Genomic DNA, 24,586 nt, shown 5'->3' with positions numbered 1-24,586 from the left:
GGGAGCGCAGACATAACGCGATATCAGCCGCCCAGCGCCTTGACCAACGCCTCGCTGAACGCAGGGATATCGTCCGGCTTGCGGCTGCTGATGAGATGGCCATCGACCACCACCTGCTCATCGACCCAATCAGCACCGGCGTTTTTCAGGTCGTCGGTGAGCGAAGGCCAACTGGTCATGCGTTTGCCCTTGACTAGGCCGGCGGAGGCCAGCAGCCAGGCGCCATGGCAGATCACGGCTATGGTCTTGTTCGCCCGCGCGGCGTCGCGCACCAGTTCCTGGGCCATTTCGTCGGTGCGAATGGTGTCGGAGTTCACCACCCCGCCGGGCAACAGCACGGCGTCGTAATCCTCTATGCGGATGGCGTCGAAGGTCTCATCGACATGGAACTTGGTTGCTGGCGTGGTGTGGTTCCAGCCCGTCACTCCGCCGTTCGATGACGAAATGATTTCTGCGGTCGCGCCGGCGTTCTCCAGCGCTTCCTTCGGGCCGGTGAGCTCGACTTGCTCGAAACCGTCGGTCACCAGAATCGCCACGCGTTTGCCTTTCAGGGACTCGGTCATATGGTTTCCTCCTGGTCGGTTTGATTTCGTCTACTTGAAATCCGACCATGAGCTCAGCCAAAGTTCGCACTATTCGGTGATGGCCTTGCGCTATCTCCGGCTGATTGCCCACCGACTGGAAGCTCGCCGCTCTACCGCCATGCTAGGATTCGGCGGTCTTCGTTCTGCCCGATAGCCATGCCTGAACTACCTGAAGTCGAAACCACCCGCCGTGGCATTGCGCCACACCTCATAGGTCAACGCGTCAGCCGTGTCACCGTGCGCGAGCGGCGGCTGCGCTGGCCGATCCCGGATGATCTCGATGTGCGGCTGTCCGGTCAGCGCATCGAAGCCGTCGAGCGCCGGGCCAAGTATCTGCTGATAAAGGCCGAGGTGGGGACCTTGATCGCTCACCTGGGAATGTCTGGTAGCCTGCGGCTGGTTCCGGCGGATCTACCCGTTGGCAAGCACGAGCACGTCGATATCGTCCTGGAATCCGGTATGGCGCTGCGCTACACCGATCCTCGGCGTTTCGGTGCTCTGCTCTGGAGCGATGAGCCGCTGAGCCATGCGCTGCTCGCCAATCTCGGTCCGGAGCCACTCGATGATGTGTTCGATGGCAATCGTCTGTTCCAGATGTCACGCGGGCGCAGCATGGCGATCAAGCCGTTCATCATGGATAACGCGGTGGTGGTGGGCGTCGGAAACATCTATGCGAGCGAGGCGTTGTTTGCAGCCGGCATCGATCCACGGCGGGCTGCGGGGGCCGTTTCGCGGGCGCGTTATATGAAGCTTGCGGCTGAGATCAAGCGGGTGCTTGCCTATGCTATCGAGCGCGGCGGCACGACATTGCGCGACTTCGTCGGTGGCGACGGTAAGCCGGGCTATTTTCAGCAAGAGTTGTTCGTCTATGGTCGAGGCGGAGATTTCTGCAAGTCTTGCGGTTCGACACTGCGTGAGATCCGCCTGGGCCAGCGCGCCAGTGTCTATTGCGGTCGCTGTCAGCGGTGATGCGGCGACTGCGCAGGCATTGACGGTGTTCACGATCAACAACGGCCGACCGCTGCTATAGTGACCGCCACAACAATCATCTGCCTCGTTTCGCCCAGCTGAAGGACCACATCATGAATCTGTTTCGTTCCACTGCTGTTGCTTTGGCCCTGACCACCGGTCTGTTGACGATGCCGGCTCAGGCGCAATCGGTGCAGCAGAACGCCAGCGGCGATCCTATGTATACCGTTGAAGCGCCCAAAGCCTTTTCAATCGTCGGCGATCTGCTGATTGCGCGGCCTCTATTGATCGCGGCGACCGTCGTCGGTGCTGGCCTGTTCGTCGTCAGCCTGCCATTTACGGCCATGGGCGGCGGCATCAAAGAAACCGGGCATGCCCTGGTGGTCGAGCCCGGTGCCGCTGCTTTCGCACGCTGCCTGGGCTGCACCCGCGTTGGTTACAACCGCCAGGATTGATCGCGGTGCCATCGGATCGAGGTCTCGATCCGATCTATTTCCCACGGCTTCGCCGCGTTACCGCGTGCGAAGCCGTGTTGCGTTTGGGCAGTAAAAGTTGCGAGCGGCTGGTGATCAGGCCTTGCCAGTGATGATCATGTATTTCTGCATCAGCTCGGCCTTGCTCTCGACATTGCTCGCATCGAGGGGGATGCAGTCAACCGGGCAGACCTGCTGGCACTGCGGCTCATCGTAATGGCCGACACATTCGGTGCAGAGGTTGGGGTCGATGACGTAGATTTCCTCGCCCTGGGAAATCGCGCTGTTAGGGCACTCGGGCTCGCACACGTCGCAGTTGATGCAGTCATCGGTGATTATCAGGGACATCCAGCTAGCTCCAGCTGCGGCATGGCCGCAGCGCAGGTAAAACGACGCGCAATTTTGCCGCATCGGCTCGCCCGGTGCACGCGGCAGTGATCACCCTTCTGTCGCCAATCGCTCGTCGCCCAAACGCTGAGGCGCTTTAACGCGAGGCGTAGCGCTCGGTCAGTGCCTTCATCACCGACGGATGAACGAACTTGGAAACATCGCCGCCGAGCCGGGCGATCTCGCGCACCAGGGTCGAGGATATATAGGAAAACTTCTCCGACGGCGTCAGGAACAGGCTTTCCACATCCGGAACGAGCTGACGGTTCATATTGGCCAGCTGGAATTCGTATTCGAAGTCGGAGACCGCTCGCAGGCCGCGCAGCAGCACGTTGGCCTTCTGTTCGGTGACGAAATGCGCCAGCAGCGTGGAGAAGCCCATCACCTTAACGTTCGGCAGATGCGAGGTGACTTCCTGCGCCAGTGCCACGCGCTGCTCCAGCGGGAACAGGGGGTTCTTGTTGGGGCTGGCGGCGACCGCAATGATCACCTCATCGAACAGGCGTGATGCGCGTTCGACCAGGTCGGTGTGGCCCATGGTGATCGGATCGAAGGTTCCCGGATACAGCACTCGATTCATCGCGGCGTCCTGACGCATGCGTGGGGGTTGGATGGTAGCGGCTCGGTAACGGCAGCGTAAAGCATCAATACGGATGGCCTTGGCAGTGCGGCGGTCAGGCTGTTTTCAGGCGATCGGACAGCTGGCTGGAGAGTTTGGCGGTCAGGGCGTAGATCGATAACTGCGGATTGGCGCCGATGCTGGTGGGAAACAGCGAGCCGTCGTGAATCGACAGATTGTCCAGCTGGTGGTGGCGGCCGAGGCTGTCGGTGACTGCCAGATGTGGGTCCTCTCCCATGGCGCAGCCGCCCATGACGTGTGCGCTGCCAAGCCGCGTGCAGTACAGCTCGAGGCTCAGCTCGTCGATGATCTGGCGCGCTTGAGCGAGGCTTTTCGCGTAGACCGCGTCGTTGTGCAGCGGTAGCACGGCTTTGGCGCCGGCGGCGAACTGGACTTCCGCCATGCTGTGATAGGCGCGTCGAATACCGTCCCAGGTATAGGCCGTCATCCGGTAGTCGAGCGTGGGTGAGCCGTCGCTGCGCAGCTGCACCTGGCCTTCGGCGCTGTCCGGATGGAAACCGTCGCGCATCAGCGCAAGCATGGCGTTGGTGTGCGGCAGCTGCTGCATGCGCAAGGCGTTTTCGACACCGAAGCGGCCCAGCAGCGTCGCGGCTAATGCCGGATGGATCGGTGGCACCTCCAACTTATAGGACATGCGCCCGCTGGTACCGTCGTCCCACTGGAACTGGTCGGAATAGACCGATTGCGGCGCGCCATAAAAGGGGTTGATGACCTTATCGAATTGCGCGGCGGAGAAGTTCACCAAATGCAGAAAGGTGCGCTTGCCGAGGCGTTGGTGCGGGTCCGGGGCGTCCGAACGCAACAGGATCGCCGGTGTGTTGATGCCGCCGCCGGCGAGGATGTAGTGGCGCGCGCGAACCTGGATCTTCCGTCCGGTCGGGGCCACGCAGCAGGGGTCCATCGCCAGGCATTCGAGCGAGGTGACCCGCTCCCTTTCGATGACGAGGCGCTCGGCGCGGGCGAGATAGAGAAGCTCGCCACCGGCATTCAGGGTGGCGGGAATGGTCGTTACCAGCATCGATTGCTTGGCGTTGGTGGGGCAACCCATGCCGCAGTAGCCGAGGTTCCAGCAGCCGCGCACGTTGCGCGGAATCACCGCCCAGCTGTAACCCAAGGCTACGCAGCCATCGCGGATCACCTGGTTATTTGCGTTCGGCGGCAGGTGCCAGGGCTCGACGCCCAGGCGTTGCTCCATGCGTTCGAACCAGGGCGTCAGCGTCTCGGGCGAAAGCCCTTTAACGGCGTGTTCGCGAGCCCAGTGGTCAAGCGTCTGCGTTGGGGTACGAAAGCTCGACGTCCAGTTCACGAGGGTCGAGCCGCCGACGGCGCGGCCTTGAAGGATGGTGATGGCGCCATCCTTACTCGTGCGACCGATCGCCTCCTGATAGAGCGAGGCGTACGCCGCCGGCTCCTGCATCTACCGGCAGCTATACGCACCGATGTCTTCGCTAGTCTGAATGCCGTCAGTCGGCTGACTTGATCATGATCACAAAAATTCATTGATAATGGCATGACGCCACCATCAAACTATCATAGTGGCACGTTCTTTTCAGGCTGATAGCAGTGCCGCAGCCGCGCAAGGCGAGATGTCGCCTCGTTCGGCTACGCGTTTGTGTGTTGTCTATGGTTTGGAGAGGAATGTAAATGAGCGGACGTGACACAGATATTCGACGTCTCAACGAGCTTACCGGTGGCAACGTCGAATTCCGCGAGTTTGGCGCCTCGATGGATGCAGGCGCCAGCGATTGGAGTTTGTTGAACGCCGTCTCTCGCAGCGTGGATCCAGCCAAAGCCACTCCCAGCGCGGACGTGCCAGGAGCCCACTCGCCGAATCCTCCCATTGCGCGTGAGACTGATTGGTCCATGTTGACGTCCATCGGCATGCCGCCGCCGCGCATGGCTTCCGAGGCGCCAATCGTCCCGGAGCCAATCGCTGAGAAATCGACCGTTACAGCGCAACGGCTAACGGCCGAAGCGACCAGGGCAAAGCCAAGCTTTGGCCATCTGTTCCGTAAAACGAACATTAATCCACCACAGGAAGCACAGCGTACCGACCTGGTACAGCTATTGAAGGCCATCAGCCGATGCCATTGATCTGCATAACCTCTCCCAAGGGCGGCGTCGGTAAGACGACCCTGGCTGCCAATCTCGCCTTTGCCTTGCAGCGTCTTGGTCATCCGGTAGTCGTCATCGATTTCGACGTGCAGAACGCGCTTCGCCTGCACCTGGGCGTCCCGCTCAGTGACGATCGCGGCTACGTCGCTCACGCGCCTCACCAGCCCAACTGGAGCCGGCTCAGCCTGACCACGCAGAGCGGGATTCGCGTGCTGCCTTATGGCGATTGTTCGGCGGACGCCACGCAGCTGTTCGAACGGCATCTGCGCGAAGACCCCAATGTGCTCGCCGAAGGGCTGCGTGATTTTCTGGCGGTTCCCGGCTTGATGGTGATTGCGGATACGCCTCCGGGGCCGACCGCTGCGCTCGATGCGCTCGATCGCATCGCCGATTACCGAATCGCTGTATTGCTGGCGGATTCGGGATCGATCTCTCAGCTGCCGAAGATTGAGCAGGGCGACTTCTACCATTATTCGCGCAACGACCTGGGCTCGGTTGGTTACGTCATCAATCAGGTGGACCGGCGCCGACGGCTCAATCAGGACATCACCGAGTTTCTTCGCGCGAGGCTCGGCAGCCAGGTGCTGGGCATGGTCCACCGTGACGAGGCGCTCGCCGAAGCCCTCGCGACGCAGCAAACCGTCTTTACCTTCGAGCCGGCAGCGGCGTCAGCGCACGACATCGACCAGATAGCTCGTCGTCTGGCGCAACGACTCGAGCACAGCCAGGCCCACCATCAGGCTCACCGGAACTAACCCATGTCAAACAAAGTTGGCCTGGCCAGGCAAGTCTTGGCCAACCTGGTGCTGTGCTGCTCGCTCGCCGCTCTAGGGCTGGTCGTCGTCGTTCCGATGGCGTTGGAAATGCAGGCCCTGCTGATGGTCACCACCATCGGTGCCGCGCTCGTGCTGAGCAGGATGCGCAGCCGCTTGATGACCTTGGTGATGATCGTCATTTCTGTCACCGTCTCGCTGCGCTACATGTACTGGCGAACGACCGAAACGCTGGTGTTCGGCAACGGGCTCGAAACCTTTCTCGGATTCGGTCTCTACCTGGCCGAGATCTACACCTTGGTCATCCTGATCCTCGGCTACATCCAGACCGCCTGGCCGCTGGAACGCCGCATCGCGCCGTTGCCGGAGGACATTTCGCGCTGGCCGACCGTCGACGTCTATATCCCCACCTACAACGAGAGCCTGAGCGTCGTTCAGGACACCGTGCTCGCGGCGCAAAATCTCGCGTACCCGCGTGACAAGCTGAGCATCTACATTCTCGACGACGGCAAGCGCCCAGAATTCGGCGCTTTCGCCGCGGCGGCCGGTGTCGGTTATATCGCGCGCTCCGACAACAATCATGCGAAGGCGGGCAACCTGAATCACGCCATGGCCAAGACCAGCGGCGAGCTGATCTGCATCTTCGATTGCGATCACGTGGCAACGCAGATTTTCCTGCAGGCCACCGTTGGCGCATTTCTGGACGATCCGAAGCTGGCCTTGATCCAGACGCCGCACCATTTCTATTCCCCGGACCCGTTCGAGCGGAACCTGTCGGTTGGGCGCAAGGTGCCCAACGAGGGCGAGCTCTTTTACGGCCCTGTGCAAAAGGGCAACGACTTCTGGAACGCCACCTTCTTCTGCGGCTCCTGTGCCGTCATCCGCCGCCAAGCGCTGGAAGACACCAAGGGGTTCGCGGTGGAAACCGTCACCGAAGACGCCCATACGGCGCTCAAACTCCAGCGCAAGGGCTGGAATACCGCATTTCTCGGCATACCGCTCGCAGCGGGGTTGGCGACCGAGCGTCTGGTCTTGCACGTAGGACAACGCATTCGCTGGGCGCGCGGCATGACTCAGATCATGCGCCTGGACAACCCGCTGCTGGGGCGCGGCTTGTCGTTGCCGCAGCGGCTGTGCTACCTGAACGCCATGCTGCATTTCCAGTTCGCCCTGCCGCGCATCGTCTTCTTGACGGCGCCGCTCGCGTACCTGTTGCTGGACCAGAACATCATCTTTTCATCGGCCGCCGCCATTTTCGTCTATGCCTTGCCGCATCTGGCTGTCGCGATCATCACCAATACTCGGATCCAGGGTAAGCATCGCTACACCTTCTGGGGCGAGATCTACGAGACGGTGCTCTGCTTCCATATCGCCTTGCCGACCTTCGTCACGCTATTCAGTCCGAAGCGCGGCAAATTCAACGTGACGGATAAAGGCGATCTGCTGGACAAGGATTACTTCGATGCACGCATCGTGCGGCCTCATATCATCGTGGCCGCCGTGTTGCTGCTCGGGATCGTGCTCGGCTGCGTACGCTACTTCTGGCTCGCCACCATTGCGCCGAACCCCTACGTCCTGGCGCTGAACATCGCCTGGGCGCTGTTCAGTCTGGTGTTGTTGTGCGCGGCCATAGCGGTCGCTCACGAAAAGCGGCAGGTCCGGGAAACGATTCGGATCGACATCCGCTTGCCGGTCGTGCTGCATCTGGACAATGGCCGCACGCTGCAGACCACGACCCAAGATATATCAATGGGCGGCATGCGCCTGACATTGCCGACCGACGCGATGCTCACCGAGGTGGTCGAATATGCCGAAATCACCTATGGCGAGCGGTCGCAAATCTTCGAGGTGAAGGTCTCCGGAGCGGAGCCCGGTGTCCTGCGCCTCAACTTCCAGGCGCCTGGAATCGCTCAGCGCCGCGAACTGGTTCGTATCATTATGGGCCGTGCGGACGCATGGCTACCGCTCGCTTCGCCGTCGAGAGATAAACCGCTGCGCTCGCTGGTTCTGGTGGTGCGAACCGCGCTTTCGCCCTTGCTCCGACGCCGCAAGAAATATGCTTCGAGCAAAACCCCCGAGCGGCCCGCAGTGAATATCGCCATGGTGCTGGTCGGCGCGTGCATGGCGGCAGCGGTGGCACTGCCGAACACCACCCGCGCGCAAGTCGCGCCGTTGCCCGATCTTCCCGCGCCGCAGGTCGAAGCTGTCGAAGAGCCTGTGCCATCGCTGTTCAGCGTACCGACGCGGGTAGAAACGCTGACGTTCGGCAAACTGGGCTTTGCCAGCGACCCCTCCATTCGCGGGATGCGCGGTGAGTTGAACGTTCCGTTTTCCGTCAGCCAGCAGGATCTGGTCACCGCCGCGCGCTTGAAGCTCACCATGAGCCACTCGGACCAGCTGCTGCCGGAAACCAGTGATTTGGAAGTCCTGCTCAACGGCGAATTGATCCAGCGCGTTGCGCTCACGCCGGATACCGCGTCCGGTCAGAGCCTCGAAGTGCCGCTCGATCCGATGATGATGCTGCCCTACAACCGTTTGATTTTTCGCCTGCGCGCCCATTATTCGGATCAGTGCGAGAACCCGTTCAACCCGGCGCTTTGGGCGACGCTCAGCCGTAGCTCGGCGATCGAGCTGGCCACGCAACCTCTGCCGATGGTCAACGACCTGGCCACGTTGCCGCAGCCGTTCTTCGACCCTGCTAGCCAGGGCATCGTCACGCTGCCGTTCATTTTCGGCGCCGAGCCGAGTGCCTCCATGGCCGAAAGCGCCGCGGCGGTCGCTTCGTATTTCGGTGCGCAAGCTGGCTACCGCAGCGCGCGTTTTCCCGTCTATTACGGTGAGTTGCCGCCCACCAACGCCATCCTGATCGCAACGGCCGACTCGCTACCCGACGGGCTCGAACTGCCGGTGATCGAAGGCCCGACGCTGGCGGTGATCGACAATCCCAGCCAGCCTCTCTCCAAGCTGCTTTTGGTGTTGGGACGCGACGCCAACGAACTGAAAGCCGCCGTCGACGTGCTGACGTTGCAGAGCCACGGGCTGAAGGGCGATCACGCACGGGTGCAGGCGCGTCCGGTTGCGCCGAGAGTGCCGTTCGATGCGCCCGCTTGGTTGCGCACGGACGAGCCGGTACCGCTGGCGCAACTGACCGAGGAGGGCGCGCTGACCAGCACCAGCCTGATGCCTGGGCAGATGACCATCGACTTCCGCGCGGCGCCCGACACCTTTGTTTGGCGCAACGGCAATATCCCGTTGCGCCTGCATTACCGCTTCCCCGAGGGCGAGTGGTTCGATGCCTCGAAGTCGCGCCTCGACATCGCCCTGAACGACAACTACCTGACCTCGCTGCCGGTGCTCAAACCCGGGCTGTTGGAAAAGGCCAAACAGCGGCTTGGCTATCCCTCGCGACTCGAGGAAATCGTAGTGCCGATTCCCGCCTATCTGATCTATGGGCAGAACCGGCTCGATTTCTATTTCAATCTTGATTACGGCGACACCTCGGAGTGCGGTATCAGCCTGCCGGACGCCGCCTATTCGGCCATCGAGGGCGACTCGATGATCGATCTTTCCAAGACCTACCATTTCGCGCAGCTGCCCAACCTCTCCTTCTTCGTGGGCGCGGGTTTTCCGTTCACGCGCATGGCCGACCTGTCCGAGACCCTGGCGATCTTGCCGAAATCGCCTGCGGCTTCCGAGTTGCAAGCGCTGTTGGAGCTGGCCGGCCGCTTTGGCAATGCCAGCGGCTATCCGGCGCGAGGCATGCGCGTGCAGCTCGGCAGCCAGCTGAGCGACGCGATGGAGGGTAAGGATCTGCTGGTGGTCGGCCAGATCGGCGCGCGGCTCGAAATCGACCCGCTGCTGGCGAAGTCGTCGTTTCGTCGCGAAGACGCGCATTTGCGGGTGCGGGCGCAGGACCCGCTGGAACGCGCGATCACCCTGGCCAAGGGCGATTGGGGCCGGGAAACCGATGCCGCCGATCGGACGCTCTCCGGTTATCAGAGTTTTCAAGGGCTGCTCAGCACCGCATCGCCGGTAGATGACACGCGGATCATGGTCATGCTGCTGGCGAGCCGTCAGGAGTGGCTGCCGGAAGCGGTGCAGCGGCTCGAAAATGCCCAGCTGAACACGGATATCCGGGGCGATCTCGCCGTGTTCGAAAGCAACAATCGGGTGATGAGCTACCGGGTCGGCCAGCAGCTCACCTACGGCACGCTTCCCCTGAACAAATACGCGCGCTGGCTGTTCAGCGAACGTCCGTTTCTGTTGATGTTCATGCTACTGATCGCCGCTGCTGTGGCTGCTGCATGTCTCTATCCTTTGCTGCGCGCCCGTGCGGCCCGCCGGGAGCAATCACGATGAGTCGATTCCGGCCACGTCCGCTGTCCCTTGCCATCTTCTGCAGCTTGCTCCCGGCGCTGGGCTGGACCCAGACCGCGCCGGCGCCGAGCGATGGCTTTTCTGTGCTGATGCAGCAGGCCGATCTCTGGCACGAACGCAATCGACTGGAAATGGCGCGTCAGGTGCTAGATCGCGCGCTGCTGGTGCGCCCGAACGCCGAAGAAGCGCTTTATCGCATGGCGCTCTACGCGCAAGACAAACAGGCGCGGGAACAATGGATCCAGCGACTCCGAGCGGCCAATCCCGATAGCCATTATCTGGCCAGTCTGAAAAGTGCCGACCGCCGCGCACAGATAGACGACCGGGCACTCGCTGCGGTGCGCCAATTGGCAAGCCGTGGCCGTACGCAGGAAGCGATCAAGGGATACCGCGCATTGCTGAACGACAGCATGCCGTCGCCGGATCTTGCTTCGGAGTACTACCAGACCCTCGCCGGCGATGCGGCATCCTGGAAGGAAGGTGTGGAAGGCCTGAAGCGCTTGGCCGAGGATCAGCCCACCGATGCCGGCGTGCAGCTCGCCTACGCTCGGGCGCTGACCTATCGTGAGGAGACTCGCCGTCAAGGCATTGAGCGGCTCGCCGAGCTTGCGCCGTCCTCTGCGGCGGCGAGCGGCGCCTGGCGTCAGGCGCTGCTCTGGCTTTCGCCGACCGAAGCGGACCGCGCACGCTACGATCAGTACATGGCGGCCAACCCACAAGATCAGGAAATTGGCCAGCAGTACGAAGCGGCCATGGCCCAGGTCCAGACGGCCAAGCAGGGTCAGGAGCGGGGCGCGGGCTTCACTGCGTTGCGCAAGGGTGAGACCGGCACCGCGCTGGCGAACTTCAGGGCGGCGATCAGCAAGAACCCCAAGGACGCCGACGCGTGGGGCGGGTTAGGCGTCGTGCAGCTGCGCAATCAGCAGTACGCTCAAGCCGCCGCGAGCTTGAACAAGGCTATCGAGCTGGCGCCCAAGAAAAAGCAACAATGGGGCGCTGCCCTGCGTGATGCGAATTTCTACAGTCGGCTGGCCGATGCACGCAAAGCACGCGATACAGGCGACATCGCGGCAGCCGAAAAACAGGTCAAACAGCTGAACCCAGGCACTGCGGATCAGCGCAGGACGGCGAATCTGCTTTTGGGCGAGTTGCTCTTGCGCGATGAACGGCCGGCCGAGGCCGAGGCGGTCTATCGGCAAATTCTGCAGGCTTCGCCGAACGACTCCGCGAGCCAGCTCGGCTTGTACAACAGCCTGCTAGGCCAGCGGAACATCCAGGGCGCCGCGCAACTGCTGCGCAGCACGCCAGAGCTGGCCAAGCAGAGTCTGGTTTCGGTTGAGCGGCTGGAGGCCCAGGCGCTGCGCGAACGCGGCGAAGCGCTGGCAAAAAACGGCGATATCGACGGCGCGGCTCAACTCTACGCCGAGGCGCTGGCGATGGCGCCCGCCGACCCCTGGGTTCGGCTGGCCTATGCGCGTTTGCTGAACGCGCAGGGCGAAGCCGAACAGGCCGAGCGGATGATGGCGCCACTGGGCCAGCGACCCGACGCCGAATCGCGCCACGCAGCGGCGCTGCTGGCGAGCGAGCAATCGCGTTGGGACGAGGCGTCCGAATTGCTCGCCAAGGTTCCGCCCGCGCAGCAGACCCTGGAACTGCGCGAGCTGCAGCAACGCGTGGCGATCAACGAGCGCATCGCCACCGCACGCCAGCAGGCGAGCACCGGCAACCCGGTCGTCGCTCGCCAGGCGCTGCGTGAGCTTTACGACAATGCGCCAAGTGATCTGGCGGCCCGAGGACGGATTGCCGAGGCACTTGCCGATCTCGGCGAGCCGGGGCTGGCCTTGAGTCTGGTGCGTGACGATCTGTCCGATACCGTTGACGGGCCGGTGCAGGGATACCTGGGCCATCTCGCCGTGCTGGGCAAGACCGGGCAGAGCGCCGAGGCCGATGTGCTGATGAGAAGGCTCGCCCAGCGCGGTGAGCTCAGTGCGCAAGACCAGGTCGGCATCGACCGGCTACGCGACGGGCTGGCCATTACCCAGGCCGATAATCAACGGCTGCAAGGCGACTTCGCCGGCGCCTACGACACCTTGATGGCGCGCATAAATGTCTCGCCGGCTAACGACGAGCTGCTGCTGGCCATGGGGCGGTTGTACAACGACGGCAAGATGTACCCAGCGGCGGCGAGTGTGTACGACCACGTTCTGCAGCGCCAGCCGAACCACGCGGAGGCCATCGAAGGCGGCGTCAACGCGGCGCTTGGCAACAAGCAGCCCGACCGCGCCCATGCGTTGCTGGCGTCCGCCACCGGCATGGACGAACCGCGCCGGCTGTTCCTGCGTGCCCGCGTTGCCCAGGCCAAGGGGCAGCACCAGCAGGCGCGCATCCTGCTGGAAAACGCTCAGCGGCAGCAACAACAGCGGCTGGCGGGGCAGGGCTCGTTGCTACTGGCTCACGGCGCACGGCCATTCGTCCAGATCAACCCCTTCCGCAAGGCCAGCGATTCTTCAGCCTATTCGGTGGCGGCAGCCGACAGCGCACCGCCCGCTTACCTGCAGCGCCAGCCGTTCGCCAGTGCCGCGCAGCCAGCGCCGGTGGGCGACCCGCTGCTACGCGATATCGGCAACGCCCTTGCACAAGTGAGCGAGCAGACCGCGTCGTTCGTGTCCGTCGGTGGCCAGCTGCGCGCCCGCGATGGCGAGGCCGGTCTGAGCAAACTCACCGAATTTTCGGCTCCGATGACGCTGTCCACCGTGCCGCTGGAATCGGGGCGGCTGGAAGTGACGGCGACTCCGGTGAGCCTTAGCGCGGGCACGGCCAGCGATTCGGCGGCGACTCGCTTCGGCAGTCACGCTATACCGGCGGGCGCCGTCAACGTCTTGGCCGATGGGTTTCGCTTAGGCGTGGAAACCCATTACCAAAGCGAGCTACAGAGGATTGCAGTTGAAGAGCAGCGCTCACCTAACGCCTTAGAGCGTGTCAGCCTCCTTCAGAGCAGTCGTAAATTGATCGCGGCGGGTATTGAACAAGGGCTGATCGATGAAGGGTTGTCAGCTGAGGACGCAGCGAAGGTAAGCGACAACCTCATCTCTAATACCCCAGGCAAGCTGCTCGACAGCTACAAGCCCGGCTCGCAGAACGAGGCCGGCGTCGCCCTCAATCTGGCCTACAAGGGCGATCTGATTAGTGCGGACATCGGCACCACGCCGCTGGGCTTCAGCCAGACCAATATCGTCGGCGGGATCAAGGTATCGCCGAAGCTGGGCCAGAATGGCCGGTTGGACATCGACGTACATCGCCGGGCCGTCACCGACAGCCTGCTGTCCTACGCGGGTTCGAAAGACCCGCTGACCGGCAAGGAGTGGGGGGCCGTAACGCGCACCGGCGCCGGCGTGCAGTACAGCTACGATAATGGTAGCTCCGGCTTTTACGTTGGCGGTAAGGCTGATCGTTATGTCGGGAAAAATGTCGAGGGCAACACGGGTCTGGGTTTCAACAGCGGTATCTATGTGAGGCCGATTCAGGAGCAGGACCGCCAGCTGCAGGTGGGGATCGGCCTCGACTGGATGAGCTTCGACAAGAACCTCAGCTACTACACCTCGGGCCATGGGGGCTACTTCAGCCCGGAAAACTACGTGGGCGTTTCGCTGCCGGTGCAGTGGACACAGTCGTTCGGCAAGCGCTGGGATATGCAGGTCGGCGGCGCGCTGGGTTATCAGTCTTATACCCAGGACAGCGCCGATTATTTTCCGAACGACTCAGAAATGCAGGATGCGCTGGAGGGATTGCAGTCGGCTCAGTCAGTACTTAATGAATACGTTACCGATAAGAGTACGTCGATACAGAGCCGCTACAGTGCGCAGAGCGAAAGCGGCATGGCGGTCAACCTGCGCGGCAAGCTCGAATACAAACTCGGCGATCAGACCAAGGTTGGCGGCGCCCTGGGCTATGACAGTTTCGGTGAGTACAAAGAGACCACCGGCTCGATCTACATCAAACACAACCTGGAGAAACTGCCTTGACCTCGGCTAACTCAATCGAAACGCGCAGCCTGGCGTACCTGGCCAAGCAGCGCGGCAGTGCCCAGGGCCTTCCGATGCTGCAGGCACTGGTGGGAGAAATGTTCGATTCGGCGGGCGAGCACGATGGTTGTGCGTTCATGCGCCATGTGGGCCGCCGTATGGCCAACGAACTTGGACCGCCGAGCGCGAGCACGCTCGAAGCGCTCGAAGAGGCCATCAACAACCAGTGGCTCGGCATGGACTGGGGCTGGGTGACCCTGACTACCGATAACCGAAGCCTGACGCTGACCCACGGCGCCTATCCCGGTGCGGGCGACGACTCCGCTCAATGGCAAGCAGCGATGGCGGCGTTGCTGGAAGGCCTGTATGAGGCCTGGCTGGTGGTGCTCGGTGAAGGTGCGCCGTTGAAGGTTAGCTGTACGGAACAGGTCGATATGGCATTGGTGTTCCGCTGCCATGGCGCCTAGCCGCTTGGTTAGAGGGCTGTTGCTCGGCGTCAGTCTGTGTTGCTCCCTGGCTTATGGCGCGCCAGAAAAGCTCTGCCCGGCAGATTGGAACCAGTACCGCCAACGCTTCATGGCTCCCGACGGGCGCATCGAAGATACCGGTAACGGCAATATCAGCCACTCCGAAGGACAAGGCTGGGGCATGCTGTTTGCCGTTGCCGCAGATGACCGGGCAGCCTTCGACAGCCTCTGGCGCTGGACCGATTCGACGCTTCGTCGCCAGGATGTTGCGCTTTTTGCGTGGCGCTACGATCCGAACGGAACGCCGCCCATCGCGGATCTCAACGACGCCAGCGATGGCGATTTGCTGATTGCCTGGGCGTTGCTACGCGCGGGCCAGCGCTGGGGGGATGCCGAGCTACTGCTGAGGTCGGCTGAAATTCGTGAGGCGGTTGCCCAGCGATTGGTCAGGCGTATTCAAGGCTACACCACGCTTCTGGCTGGAATCGAGGGGTTCGACCAACCCGCTGGAACGATCATCAACCTCTCCTATCTGGTCATACCAGCGTTCGTCGAATTCGACCGCATCGACCATCGGGGACCTTGGAAAGACCTGCTCAACGATGCACCGCGGTTGCTCAAGTTGGCTCGGTTCGGGAAATACGACCTGCCGCCGGATTGGATGCTGTTGCCAGATCGGGGCCGGCCTTATCCGGCCAACGGCTGGCCTGCGCGCTTCGGCTTCGATGCGGTGCGAATCCCGCTGTACTACCGCTGGGGCGGCGCGGATGCGAAGGTACCCGACCTGCTCAAGCCGTTCGACCGCTTCTGGCGCAGCGAAGGCAAACAGCGGCCACCGGCATGGATAAACCTCGACGATGGGTCGGTCGCGCCGTATCCGGTATCCACGGGCGTGGCGGCCATTCATGCTTATCTGACAGGCGCGCCCGGACCTGCATCTCCGGTAGGCACGGAAGACTACTATTCGGCGTCCTTGTATCTGCTTGCGCAACTGGCCAGCGGTGGCTGTGCTGGCCCCTAACGGGCGGGGTGCTTAGCTGCCAGGCTGATCATCAGCCGGCCAGCCATCCCGGTATCCGCCGCTCCAGGTAATAGCGCGGCCTGATCGGCGAGCCTTCGACGAAGCCGACATGACCGCCGCTGCGGTGTAGTTCCAATGTCGTGGTTGTCGAGAGCTCGGCCGCGTCGGGCACGCTGTGGCGGAACACGAAGGGGTCGTCCTCGGCCTGAATCAGCAGCGTTGGGATGCGGATATCTGGTAGGAAATAGCGACTGGAAGCGCGCCGGTAGTAGTCGCTGGCATCGCTATAGCCGTGTAACGGCGCGGTGAAGCGGCCGTCGAAATCCCAGAAGGTGCGCATGCCTCGCAACGAACCGAGGCGTTGGAGCGTCGATAGATGTTCGGCGTTGCCTAGGCTGGTAAAGAGGCGCTGTTTATCCTTCACATACGCCACCATCTCACGCATGAAATGCGCCTGGTACACGCGCGAAAAGCCGGTGCCGATGCGGTCGGCGCACTGGTCCAGCCGGAACGGCACAGAAACCGCCACGGCTTTGTGCAGCGGCGTCGTGCTTCCGGTTTCGCCGAGATACTTGAGCAGCACGTTGCCGCCCAATGAATAGCCGACTGCATGGAGCGGCGCCATTGGCCGCGTGGCCTGCAGATGGGCAATGACTTCGGTCAGGTCGTCGCTGGCGCCGGAGTGATAGGCGCGTGGCAGCAGGTTCGGCTCGCCGGAACAGCCGCGCCAGTTGACGGCGACGCTGGCCCAGTTCCGCTCGGCCAGTTGCCGCTGTAGGCCCAGCACATAGTGCGAGTTGGACGAGCCGGTCAGGCCGTGCAGGATCAGCACCAGAGGCGCCGTCGGATCGTGTGGGCCATGCCAGTCGAGGTCGATGAAGTCGCCATCGGCCAGCCACAGGCGCTCGCGCTGGCGAGATAGTTTGGTGGCGCGACGGCAGAAGGGGTTCCATAGCGTCTGCAGATGGCCGCCCGGCAGCCATCGGGCCGGCGTAAAGGTTTCGTCGCTGGCGGTACAGCAGCTGGTGTGCGGGTGCGTGGTGGTCATGCTCGGGTGCGACAGATGGAGATAACGATCAGCCAGTTCAGGCGTTGCGCTCCCATAGCGCGTAATGCACCGTGCCGGCCTTCTTTTCCCGGTGCAGCCGCCAGTTGCCGGGCAGGCCGAGGCTCGATGGCACGGCTTCGCTTTCGGTATAGACCCAGGCGTGGTCGGCTAGCCAACCTTTGTTTTCCAGCAGCTCGCACGCTGGTTGCAGCAGGTTCTTGTTGAACGGCGGGTCGAGGAACACCAGGTCGAAGGGCGTTGGCGACTGGGTTTCCAGATAGCGCAGGGCATCGCTCTGCAGCAGCTGACCCTGCCCGCACTTGAGCGTATCCAGATGCTTGCGCAGGCTGGCGATGGCGTTGGCATTCACGTCCAGCGCCAATGCCATGCTGGCGCCGCGCGACAAGGCTTCGAGATAGAGCGCGCCGCTGCCGGTGAACGGATCGAGCACGCGGGCACCGGACATATAAGGCGCGAGCCAGTTGAACAGCGTTTCGCGTACCCGGTCCGGCGTTGGGCGCAGGCCTTCGGCGTCAGGGAAGGCGAAGCGCCGGCTGCGCCACTCGCCGCCGATGATGCGCAGCTGGCCCTGGCCACCGTGGGCGGAAGGGCGAATGGGTGGGTTGGCCATCAATGCTCCGGAACGCTGCTGGGTTGTTCGAGGGGCTTGTCGCTCGGTGGCGGCAATGGTTTCTGCTCGGCCTCCGGACCCGCCGTGACGATGACGAAGCCGTCTGGGTCGAGATGCTTGTTCATCGCCACCTTGACGTCTTCGACCGACAGCGCCTGGACCTGTTGCATGAAGTCTACGAGATAGGTCAGCGGCAGGTCGTAGAAGCCGATGCTGCCCAGCTGGCCAACGATGTCGGCGTTGCTGGCGGTGGACAACGGGAAGCTGCCGGCGACCTCGCGCTTGCTGCGCTCCAGCTCGGCTTGGGTCGGGCCGTCTTCGAGGAACTGCGCGACCAGTTGCTGCACCAGCTGCAGAGTGCCATCGGCCAGTTCGGCGCGAGTCTGCAGGTTGATCATGAAGGGGCCGTTGGTCTGCATGGGGCTAAAACCGGAATAGACGCCGTAGGTCAGGCCGCGCTTTTCACGCACCTCTTCCATCAGCCGGGTCCCGAAGCCGCCGCCGCCAAGAATCTGGTTGCCCAGGTAAAGCGCGGCGTAGTCTGGATGGCCACGGGGAATACCGAGTTGCGCCAGCAGCAAATGGGTCTGGTTTGACGGAAAGTCGATGTGCTCGTGCGTGGCTGCAGGAGGCTGCGGCGCGGGCGGTGGCGGCAACGCGGCGCCTTGGGGTAGGGCGGCGGACACCTGCGCGGCGATCGCCTCGGCCTCTTCGCGGCTCAGGTCGCCGACCAGCGCGATCACCACATTGCCGGCGGTGTAGGCCTTGGCGTGGAAGTCGCGCAGCTGCGCGGCGTCGATGCCGGGAATGGATTCAGGCGTGCCTTCGCTGGGATGCGCGTAGGGATGGTCCTGGTACAGCTGCTCGAACAGCTCCAGGCTGGCCAGCTTGCCGGGGTTCTGCTTCTGGAACTCGAAGCCGGTCAGGACCTGGTTTTTGATGCGTTGCAGCGCATCCTCGGGGAAGGTCGGCTGGCCGACCACCTGGCTGAACAGTTCCAGCGCTGGCAGGCGTTTGTCTGCGGCGCTCAGGCTGCGCAGGCTGGCGATGGCCATGTCGCGGTAGGAACCGTTGCCGAAGTCGGCACCCAGGTCTTCGAAGCCTTCGGCAATGGCGGTGACATCCTTGCCCTCGATGCCTTCGTTGAGCATGGCGTTGGTCAGCATCGCCAGGCCGGGCGTGGCGCCGTCCTGGCTGCTGCCGGCGGCGAAGGTCAGGCGCAGGTCAAACATCGGCAGCTGACGGGCTTCGACGAACAGCACCTTGGCGCCGCCTTCGGTCTGCCAGCTCTGGATGTCCAGCTCGCGACGCGGTAATGGCTGGTCGCCCAGTTCGGCAAGCGACTCCAGGCGGGTTTCGTCCTGCGCGGCATTGGCGATGGCCTGGCCGGATTCAGCGGGTGTCGCGACGTTCTTCGCCGGAGGGATGACCGCGGCGGTATCGCCGGTTTCGCTGTCGCAGGCGGCCAGGCCCAGGGTGCCGAGCAGGATCAGGCCGAGCAGGCCGCGACGCAATAGGGTGCGATCACTCATCGCGGGTCTCCTTGGGCAGAACATGGGCCACGCTCAGGCGCGAGCGGGTGAAGTAGGTACGGGCGGCCTGCTGGATGTCTTCCGGCGTCACCGCCTCCAGGGCGCTGAGTTCCCCGTCCATCAGGTGCCAGGACAGGCCCACAGTTTCCAGCATGCCAATGGTGGTGGCTTGCTGAGTGATGGAATCGCGTTCGTAGACCAAGCCGGCGATGACCTGGGCGCGGACTCGCTCGAGCTCTTCTGCCGTAGGGGCGGTCTGCTTGAGCTGTTCGAGCTGCTGCCAAAGACCCGCCTCCACTTCTTCCAGCGTGCGGCCCTTCTGCATGTTGGGCGCGGCGCTGAGGACGAACAGGCTGTCGCCGCGGGCATGGGCGTTGTACCAGGCCGAGGCGCTGGTCACCAATTCTTCGCCGCGCTCCAGTTGCCTGGGCAGGCGGGCGCTGTAGCCGCCGTCGAGCAACGCAGTGATCAGGCGCAGCGCATGGATCTGCCGAGGATTGTCTGTTTCAGTGGCCAGGCTGGCCGTGTTGAACGCCATCAGCAGGCTCGGCACCTGGGTGTTGAGGTGCAGGGTCAGGCGGCGCTCACCGGGTTCGTCCAGCTCCAGCGGACGTTTGGCGCTGGGGATCGGGCGCTTTTCGATCGGGCCGAAATAGCGCTCGGCTAGGGTTCTGACTTCATCAAGCGTCACGTCGCCGACCACCACCAGGGTGGCATTGTTAGGCGCGTACCAGGCCTCGTACCAAGCGCGTAGCTCCTCGACAGTCATGCGTTCGAGGTCATCCATCCAGCCGATGGTCGGGGTGTGATAGCCGCTGGCGGGGTAGGCCATGGCTTTGAAACGCTCGTAGGCGAGCGAGCTGGGCTTGTCGTCGGTGCGCAGCCGGCGTTCTTCCTTGATGACCTCGATCTCGCGAGCGAATTCGTCGGCCGGCAGCTTGAGGCTGGCCAGGCGGTCGGCCTCCAGCTCGAAGGCCACCGCCAGGCGATCACGCGCCAGCACTTGGTAATAGGCGGTGTAGTCGTCGCTGGTGAAGGCGTTCTCTTCGGCGCCAAGCTCGCGCAGGATGCGCGAAGCCTCGCCGGCGCCGAGCTTGCGGCTGCCCTTGAACATCATGTGTTCCAGCGCGTGGGAAAGGCCGGTCTGCCCGGGGGATTCATAGCTGGAGCCGACCTTGTACCAGAGCTGGGATACAACCACAGGTGCGCGATGGTCCTCGCGGACGATGACCTTGAGACCGTTGTCCAGAAAGAATTCGTGGGTTGGCTGAGCGTCGGCTGCGGTGACCAGCGGCAAGTAAAGAGCGGCGAGTAGCAGAGCGGCGGCGCGTCGTAGCATCGGAGACATAGGGAAAGACTCGTTCAGGAATGAATCCCGCCGGGTGGCGTTGGCAGGCGGAAACACGCGGGGCATGGTACTGGCGCGCCGTGATCGGGGCAAAGTGTCAGCAGATTCGAACTGCGTCGCGATGTTCCAGGTCCGATGGCCACGCTTAGCGCAGTCGGTTGCGCGGTGCTAGGATAGCCCCCGTCTGGCCGGTGGCGTGGCCGCCGGCGTTTCGCCCTCTTGAGAAAATCTTCTCCATGTTTGGTTCCAACGACGATAAGAAGGCGCCGGCCGAGGCCGGCGAGAAGAAAGGCCTGTTCGGCTGGTTGCGCAAGAAGCCGCAGACCCCCACAGCCGAACCGCCGCCATCCGAGCCGCTGGAAGACAGCCAGCCGTTCGCCGATGAGCCCGATGAGCAGGCCAAAGAGCAGCTGATCGAGATCAAGAGCGAGCAGCCCGAGCCCGTCGCCGAGCCGGAAATCAAATCGGAAATCGTGCCGCAGCCCGAACCCGAGCCGGTAGCGCAACTCGACGAATCCATGGATGTGCCGGAAGCCCCGACTCTCGCTGAAATCGCCGTCGAGCCGGCACCGGTTCCCGTTGCGGAAGAAGTACCGGCCAAGCTGGGCTTCTTCGCTCGCCTCAAGCAGGGCCTGTCCAAGACCAGCGCCAGCATCGGCGAAGGTATGGCCAGCCTGTTCCTCGGCAAGAAGGCCATCGACGACGACCTGCTGGACGAGCTGGAAACCCGCCTGCTGACCGCCGATGTCGGCGTCGAAGCTACCACTGCAATCATGCAGAACCTTTCCCGCCGCGTCTCGCGCAAGGAACTGGCCGACAGCGGCGCGCTATACAAGGCGCTGCAGGAGGAGTTGGCCGACCTGCTCAAACCGGTCGAGCAGCCGCTGCGGATCGAGCCCGGCAAGCAGCCGTTCGTGATCCTGGTGGTCGGCGTCAACGGCGTCGGCAAGACCACCACCATCGGCAAGCTGGCCAAGAAGCTGCAGCTCGAAGGCAAGAAGGTCATGCTCGCCGCCGGCGATACCTTCCGCGCCGCCGCCGTGGAGCAGCTGCAGGTCTGGGGCGAGCGCAACAACATCGCGGTGATCGCCCAGCACACCGGCGCCGACTCCGCCTCGGTGATCTTCGATGCCGTGCAGGCTGCCAAGGCGCGTGGCGTCGACGTGCTGATCGCCGACACCGCCGGCCGCCTGCACACCAAGGACAACCTGATGGAGGAGCTGAAGAAGGTCCGCCGGGTCATGGGCAAGCTCGACGAGACGGCCCCGCACGAAGTGCTGCTGGTGCTCGACGCCGGCACCGGCCAGAACGCCATCAACCAGACCAAGCAGTTCAACCAGGCGGTGGAACTCACCGGCCTGGTGCTGACCAAGCTCGACGGCACCGCAAAGGGCGGGGTGATCTTCGCCCTGGCCAAGCAGTTCGGCACGCCGATCCGCTACATCGGAGTGGGCGAGGGCATCGACGACCTGCGCGCCTTCGAGGCCGACGCCTTCGTCAGCGCGCTGTTCGCCGAGAAAGGAACGAGCGCAGGTAATCCCCCGTCATGATTCGTTTCGATCAGGTCGGCAAGCGCTATCCCAACGGTCATGTCGGGCTGCACGAACTGTCCTTTCAGGTGCAGCGCGGCGAATTTCTGTTCGTCACCGGCCATTCCGGCGCCGGCAAGAGCACCCTGCTGCGGCTGCTGCTGGCCATGGAGCGGCCCACTAGCGGCAAGTTGCTGCTGGCCGGGCAGGATCTGTCGCGTATCAGCAATGCGCAGATTCCCTTTCTGCGTAGGCAGATCGGCGTGGTGTTCCAGAATCACCAGTTGCTGTTCGACCGCACTGTGTTCGAAAACGCCGCGCTGCCGCTGCAGATTCTGGGCTTGAATAAGCGCGAGATCGGCCAGCGGGTGATGACTGCGCTGGATCGCGTCAGCTTGAAGGACAAGGCATTGCAATATCCTTCGGACCTGTCCACCGGGCAGCAGCAGCGCGTCGGCATTGCCCGTGCTGTGGTGCATCGTCCGGCGCTGCTGCTGGCCGACGAACCCACCGGCAACCTGGACCCGCGTCTGGCGGCGGAGATCATGGGCGTCTTCGAGGACATCAACAAACTCGGCACCACCGTGCTGATCGCCAGTCATGACTTGGCGTTGATCGCCCGCATGCGCCACCGCATGCTCACCCTGCAGCGTGGCCGCCTGATCGGCGACGGGGAGGCCCCTCGATGAGCGCACCCGAGAACAATCCGAATCCGGCCGAACGCGCCGGCGGCGTGCGGAACAAGCCCGAGCAGCCGAGAGACGGTGAGCCGGATTTCAAAACGCTGTTCCACGCCTGGCTGGAAAGCCATCGCGCCAGCATGGTCGATAGCGTCGGCAGGCTGGTCAAGCAACCTATTGGAAGTTTTTTTACCTGTCTCGTCATGGCGGTTGCGTTGAGCCTGCCAATGGGGCTGGCGCTATTGTTGGACAATGTCGAGCGGCTCGGCGGGTCCTGGCAGCGTGCGGCGCAGATTTCGCTGTTCATGCAGCTAGACGTGGACGCGCAACAGGGCAGCGCATTGCGAGAGGAGATCCTTTCCATGCCGGACGTGTCGGAAGCCAGCTGGATCAGCCGTGAGCAGGCGTTGGAAGAATTTCAGCAGCTTTCGGGCCTTGGCGAGGCGCTACGTGAACTACCGGAAAACCCGCTGCCTGGCGTGATTCTGGTGACGCCCAGCGAAGTCGACCGTGACAATCTCGAAGCCTTGCGCCAACGCCTGGCGGAGCTGCCCGGGGTGGAGCAGGCGCAGCTGGATTTACTCTGGGTCGAGCGCCTGACGGCCATTCTGAAGCTGGGCGACCGCTTCGTCTTCGGCCTAACGCTGCTGCTCATCGCCACCCTGCTGCTGGTGATAGGCAACACCATCCGCCTGCATATCGAAAACCGCCGCACCGAGATCGAAGTGGTCAAGCTGGTCGGCGGAACCGACGGTTACGTACGACGGCCGTTCCTTTACATGGGCGCGCTGTACGGATTGGGTGCCGGGCTGATCGCTTGGCTGCTGCTGGCTTACGGGCTGGGCTGGCTGAACGAAGCGGTGGTAGGACTGGCCGGCCTGTATGGTAGCGATTTCGGTCTGGCCGGGGTGCCGGTCGAAGATGGTCTGTCGCTGGTGCTCGGCGCCTTGCTGCTGGGTTACATCGGTGCTTGGCTGGCGGTGGCGAGGCATTTGAGCGAACTGGCGCCGCGCTGATAACTTGTTGATCTATAGAGGTTTTATAGGGCTGTAAGGGAACTTTTCCATAGGCTTGCAGTCTGACCCGGCAGTGCTAAACTGCTGCAGCTTCATTATTGGAGGATCTGCATGACTACTAATCTGCAACCTGTTCAAGCCCTGGTCCCGGGAGGCAATCTCGAGGCCTACGTGCAGACGGTCAACAGCATCCCGCTGCTTACGGTCGAGCAGGAACGCGACCTGGCAGAGCGCCTGTTCTACCATCAGGATCTCGAGGCCGCACGTCAGATGGTGCTTGCCCACCTGCGATTCGTCGTCCATATCGCCCGTAGCTATTCCGGCTATGGGCTGGCCCAGTCCGACCTGATCCAGGAAGGCAATGTTGGCCTGATGAAAGCGGTCAAGCGTTTCAACCCGGAAATGGGTGTGCGCCTGGTGTCCTTTGCCGTGCACTGGATCAAGGCCGAGATTCACGAATTCATTTTGCGCAACTGGCGCATCGTCAAAGTCGCTACCACCAAGGCGCAGCGCAAGCTGTTCTTCAATCTGCGTAGTCAGAAGAAGCGCCTGGCATGGCTGAGCAACGAGGAAGTCGAGCGGGTTGCCGATAGCCTCGGTGTCGAAGCGCGCGAAGTACGGGAGATGGAGAGTCGCCTTACGGGTCACGATATGGCATTCGATCCGTCAGCCGATGCTGATGACGACAGCGCCTATCAGTCGCCAGCGCATTATCTTGAGGATCATCGTTACGATCCGGCGCGTCAGCTCGAAGATGCCGATTGGAGCGACAGTTCCAATTCCAGTCTGCACGAGGCGTTAGAAACGCTGGACGAGCGTAGCCGCGATATCCTTCAGCAGCGCTGGCTGAGCGAAGAGAAGGCCACGCTGCATGATCTGGCGGCCAAGTACAGCGTTTCAGCCGAGCGCATTCGCCAGCTGGAAAAGAACGCGATGAACAAGCTCAAGGGTTCCATTCAGGCTTGATCGTTCAT

Annotated in this window: 20 protein-coding genes; 12 read left to right on the top strand and 8 right to left on the bottom strand. The window is 62.9% G+C overall.

Annotation, left to right across the window (positions count from 1 at the left end; genetic code table 11):
• Positions 1-23: 23 nt before the first annotated feature.
• Positions 24-563 carry a type 1 glutamine amidotransferase domain-containing protein gene (locus NA647_RS08565; RefSeq protein WP_256057293.1) on the bottom strand — a complete coding sequence of 180 codons (540 nt, stop codon included), beginning with the start codon at positions 561-563 and terminating at the stop codon, positions 24-26.
• 177 nt (positions 564-740) lie between these two features.
• Here NA647_RS08565 and mutM point away from each other — a divergent pair, with 177 nt between their 5' ends.
• Complete coding sequence (mutM, locus tag NA647_RS08560; protein ID WP_256057292.1) at positions 741-1,553, top strand: bifunctional DNA-formamidopyrimidine glycosylase/DNA-(apurinic or apyrimidinic site) lyase; 813 nt, start codon at positions 741-743, stop codon at positions 1,551-1,553.
• A gap of 113 nt (positions 1,554-1,666) precedes the next feature.
• On the top strand, positions 1,667-2,008 hold the full coding sequence (locus tag NA647_RS08555) for a multidrug transporter (RefSeq protein ID WP_256057291.1): 342 nt from the start codon (positions 1,667-1,669) through the stop codon (positions 2,006-2,008).
• A gap of 114 nt (positions 2,009-2,122) precedes the next feature.
• Here NA647_RS08555 and NA647_RS08550 read toward each other — a convergent pair whose 3' ends face one another.
• The 3 genes from NA647_RS08550 to NA647_RS08540 form a co-directional block, all read right to left on the bottom strand.
• Positions 2,123-2,374 carry a YfhL family 4Fe-4S dicluster ferredoxin gene (locus tag NA647_RS08550; RefSeq protein WP_131649482.1) on the bottom strand — a complete coding sequence of 84 codons (252 nt, stop codon included), beginning with the start codon at positions 2,372-2,374 and terminating at the stop codon, positions 2,123-2,125.
• 136 nt (positions 2,375-2,510) lie between these two features.
• A complete protein-coding gene (gene coaD / locus NA647_RS08545; RefSeq protein WP_256047330.1) occupies positions 2,511-2,993 on the bottom strand; it encodes a pantetheine-phosphate adenylyltransferase in 483 nt (160 codons plus the stop codon).
• 94 nt (positions 2,994-3,087) lie between these two features.
• On the bottom strand, positions 3,088-4,470 hold the full coding sequence (locus NA647_RS08540; RefSeq protein WP_272889606.1) for a GMC family oxidoreductase: 1,383 nt from the start codon (positions 4,468-4,470) through the stop codon (positions 3,088-3,090).
• Between the two features lie 227 nt (positions 4,471-4,697).
• On the opposite strand from NA647_RS08540, the gene NA647_RS08535 reads away from it, so the two are divergent.
• Genes NA647_RS08535 through NA647_RS08510 form a run of 6 tightly spaced genes read left to right on the top strand, consistent with a single transcriptional unit; the run spans position 4,698 to position 15,828 of the window.
• A complete protein-coding gene (locus tag NA647_RS08535) occupies positions 4,698-5,147 on the top strand; it encodes a hypothetical protein (RefSeq protein WP_256057290.1) in 450 nt (149 codons plus the stop codon).
• Positions 5,138-5,923 (top strand): cellulose biosynthesis protein BcsQ, encoded by a 786-nt coding sequence (gene bcsQ, locus NA647_RS08530; RefSeq protein WP_256057289.1) that lies wholly within the window; start codon positions 5,138-5,140, stop codon positions 5,921-5,923. The genes NA647_RS08535 and bcsQ overlap by 10 nt, the downstream gene beginning before the upstream one ends.
• A gap of 3 nt (positions 5,924-5,926) precedes the next feature.
• Positions 5,927-10,300: a UDP-forming cellulose synthase catalytic subunit gene (gene bcsA / locus NA647_RS08525; RefSeq protein ID WP_256057288.1), complete on the top strand. Its 4,374-nt coding sequence runs from the start codon at positions 5,927-5,929 to the stop codon at positions 10,298-10,300.
• On the top strand, positions 10,297-14,340 hold the full coding sequence (locus tag NA647_RS08520; RefSeq protein WP_256057287.1) for a cellulose biosynthesis protein BcsC: 4,044 nt from the start codon (positions 10,297-10,299) through the stop codon (positions 14,338-14,340). The genes bcsA and NA647_RS08520 overlap by 4 nt, the downstream gene beginning before the upstream one ends.
• On the top strand, positions 14,337-14,807 hold the full coding sequence (gene bcsD / locus NA647_RS08515; protein WP_256057286.1) for a cellulose biosynthesis protein BcsD: 471 nt from the start codon (positions 14,337-14,339) through the stop codon (positions 14,805-14,807). The genes NA647_RS08520 and bcsD overlap by 4 nt, the downstream gene beginning before the upstream one ends.
• A complete protein-coding gene (locus NA647_RS08510; RefSeq protein WP_256057285.1) occupies positions 14,797-15,828 on the top strand; it encodes a glycosyl hydrolase family 8 in 1,032 nt (343 codons plus the stop codon). The genes bcsD and NA647_RS08510 overlap by 11 nt, the downstream gene beginning before the upstream one ends.
• Before the next feature lie 31 nt (positions 15,829-15,859).
• Here the strand turns inward: NA647_RS08510 and NA647_RS08505 are convergent, their stop codons facing one another.
• Genes NA647_RS08505 through NA647_RS08490 form a run of 4 tightly spaced genes read right to left on the bottom strand, consistent with a single transcriptional unit; the run spans position 15,860 to position 20,387 of the window.
• Positions 15,860-16,876, bottom strand: a complete 1,017-nt coding sequence (locus tag NA647_RS08505) for a hydrolase (protein ID WP_256057284.1) — start codon at positions 16,874-16,876, stop codon at positions 15,860-15,862.
• A 37-nt stretch (positions 16,877-16,913) separates the two neighbouring features.
• Positions 16,914-17,507 (bottom strand): 16S rRNA (guanine(966)-N(2))-methyltransferase RsmD, encoded by a 594-nt coding sequence (gene rsmD / locus NA647_RS08500; RefSeq protein WP_256057283.1) that lies wholly within the window; start codon positions 17,505-17,507, stop codon positions 16,914-16,916.
• Positions 17,507-19,039 (bottom strand): M16 family metallopeptidase, encoded by a 1,533-nt coding sequence (locus tag NA647_RS08495; protein WP_256057281.1) that lies wholly within the window; start codon positions 19,037-19,039, stop codon positions 17,507-17,509. Before NA647_RS08495 ends, rsmD begins: the two co-directional genes overlap by 1 nt.
• Positions 19,032-20,387 carry a M16 family metallopeptidase gene (locus tag NA647_RS08490; protein ID WP_256057279.1) on the bottom strand — a complete coding sequence of 452 codons (1,356 nt, stop codon included), beginning with the start codon at positions 20,385-20,387 and terminating at the stop codon, positions 19,032-19,034. The genes NA647_RS08495 and NA647_RS08490 overlap by 8 nt, the downstream gene beginning before the upstream one ends.
• Before the next feature lie 236 nt (positions 20,388-20,623).
• On the opposite strand from NA647_RS08490, the gene ftsY reads away from it, so the two are divergent.
• The 4 genes from ftsY (at position 20,624) to rpoH (ending at position 24,578) form a co-directional block, all read left to right on the top strand.
• Positions 20,624-21,937, top strand: a complete 1,314-nt coding sequence (gene ftsY, locus NA647_RS08485; RefSeq protein ID WP_256057278.1) for a signal recognition particle-docking protein FtsY — start codon at positions 20,624-20,626, stop codon at positions 21,935-21,937.
• The gene (gene ftsE / locus NA647_RS08480; protein ID WP_256057277.1) at positions 21,934-22,605 is read left to right on the top strand and encodes a cell division ATP-binding protein FtsE; all 672 of its coding nucleotides are present in this window, start codon (positions 21,934-21,936) and stop codon (positions 22,603-22,605) included. Before ftsY ends, ftsE begins: the two co-directional genes overlap by 4 nt.
• Positions 22,602-23,612 carry a permease-like cell division protein FtsX gene (gene ftsX, locus NA647_RS08475; RefSeq protein ID WP_256057276.1) on the top strand — a complete coding sequence of 337 codons (1,011 nt, stop codon included), beginning with the start codon at positions 22,602-22,604 and terminating at the stop codon, positions 23,610-23,612. Before ftsE ends, ftsX begins: the two co-directional genes overlap by 4 nt.
• 111 nt (positions 23,613-23,723) lie before the next feature.
• Entirely contained in the window at positions 23,724-24,578 is an 855-nt protein-coding gene (gene rpoH, locus NA647_RS08470; RefSeq protein WP_131649501.1) for an RNA polymerase sigma factor RpoH, read from the top strand.
• The last annotated feature ends 8 nt before the right edge of the window (positions 24,579-24,586 follow it).

This window comes from Stutzerimonas stutzeri (assembly GCF_024448985.1).
Taxonomy (GTDB): domain Bacteria; phylum Pseudomonadota; class Gammaproteobacteria; order Pseudomonadales; family Pseudomonadaceae; genus Stutzerimonas; species Stutzerimonas stutzeri_AP.
The sequence above is the reverse complement of the archived record's forward strand: the minus strand, read 5'-3'. Positions and strand labels throughout refer to the sequence as shown.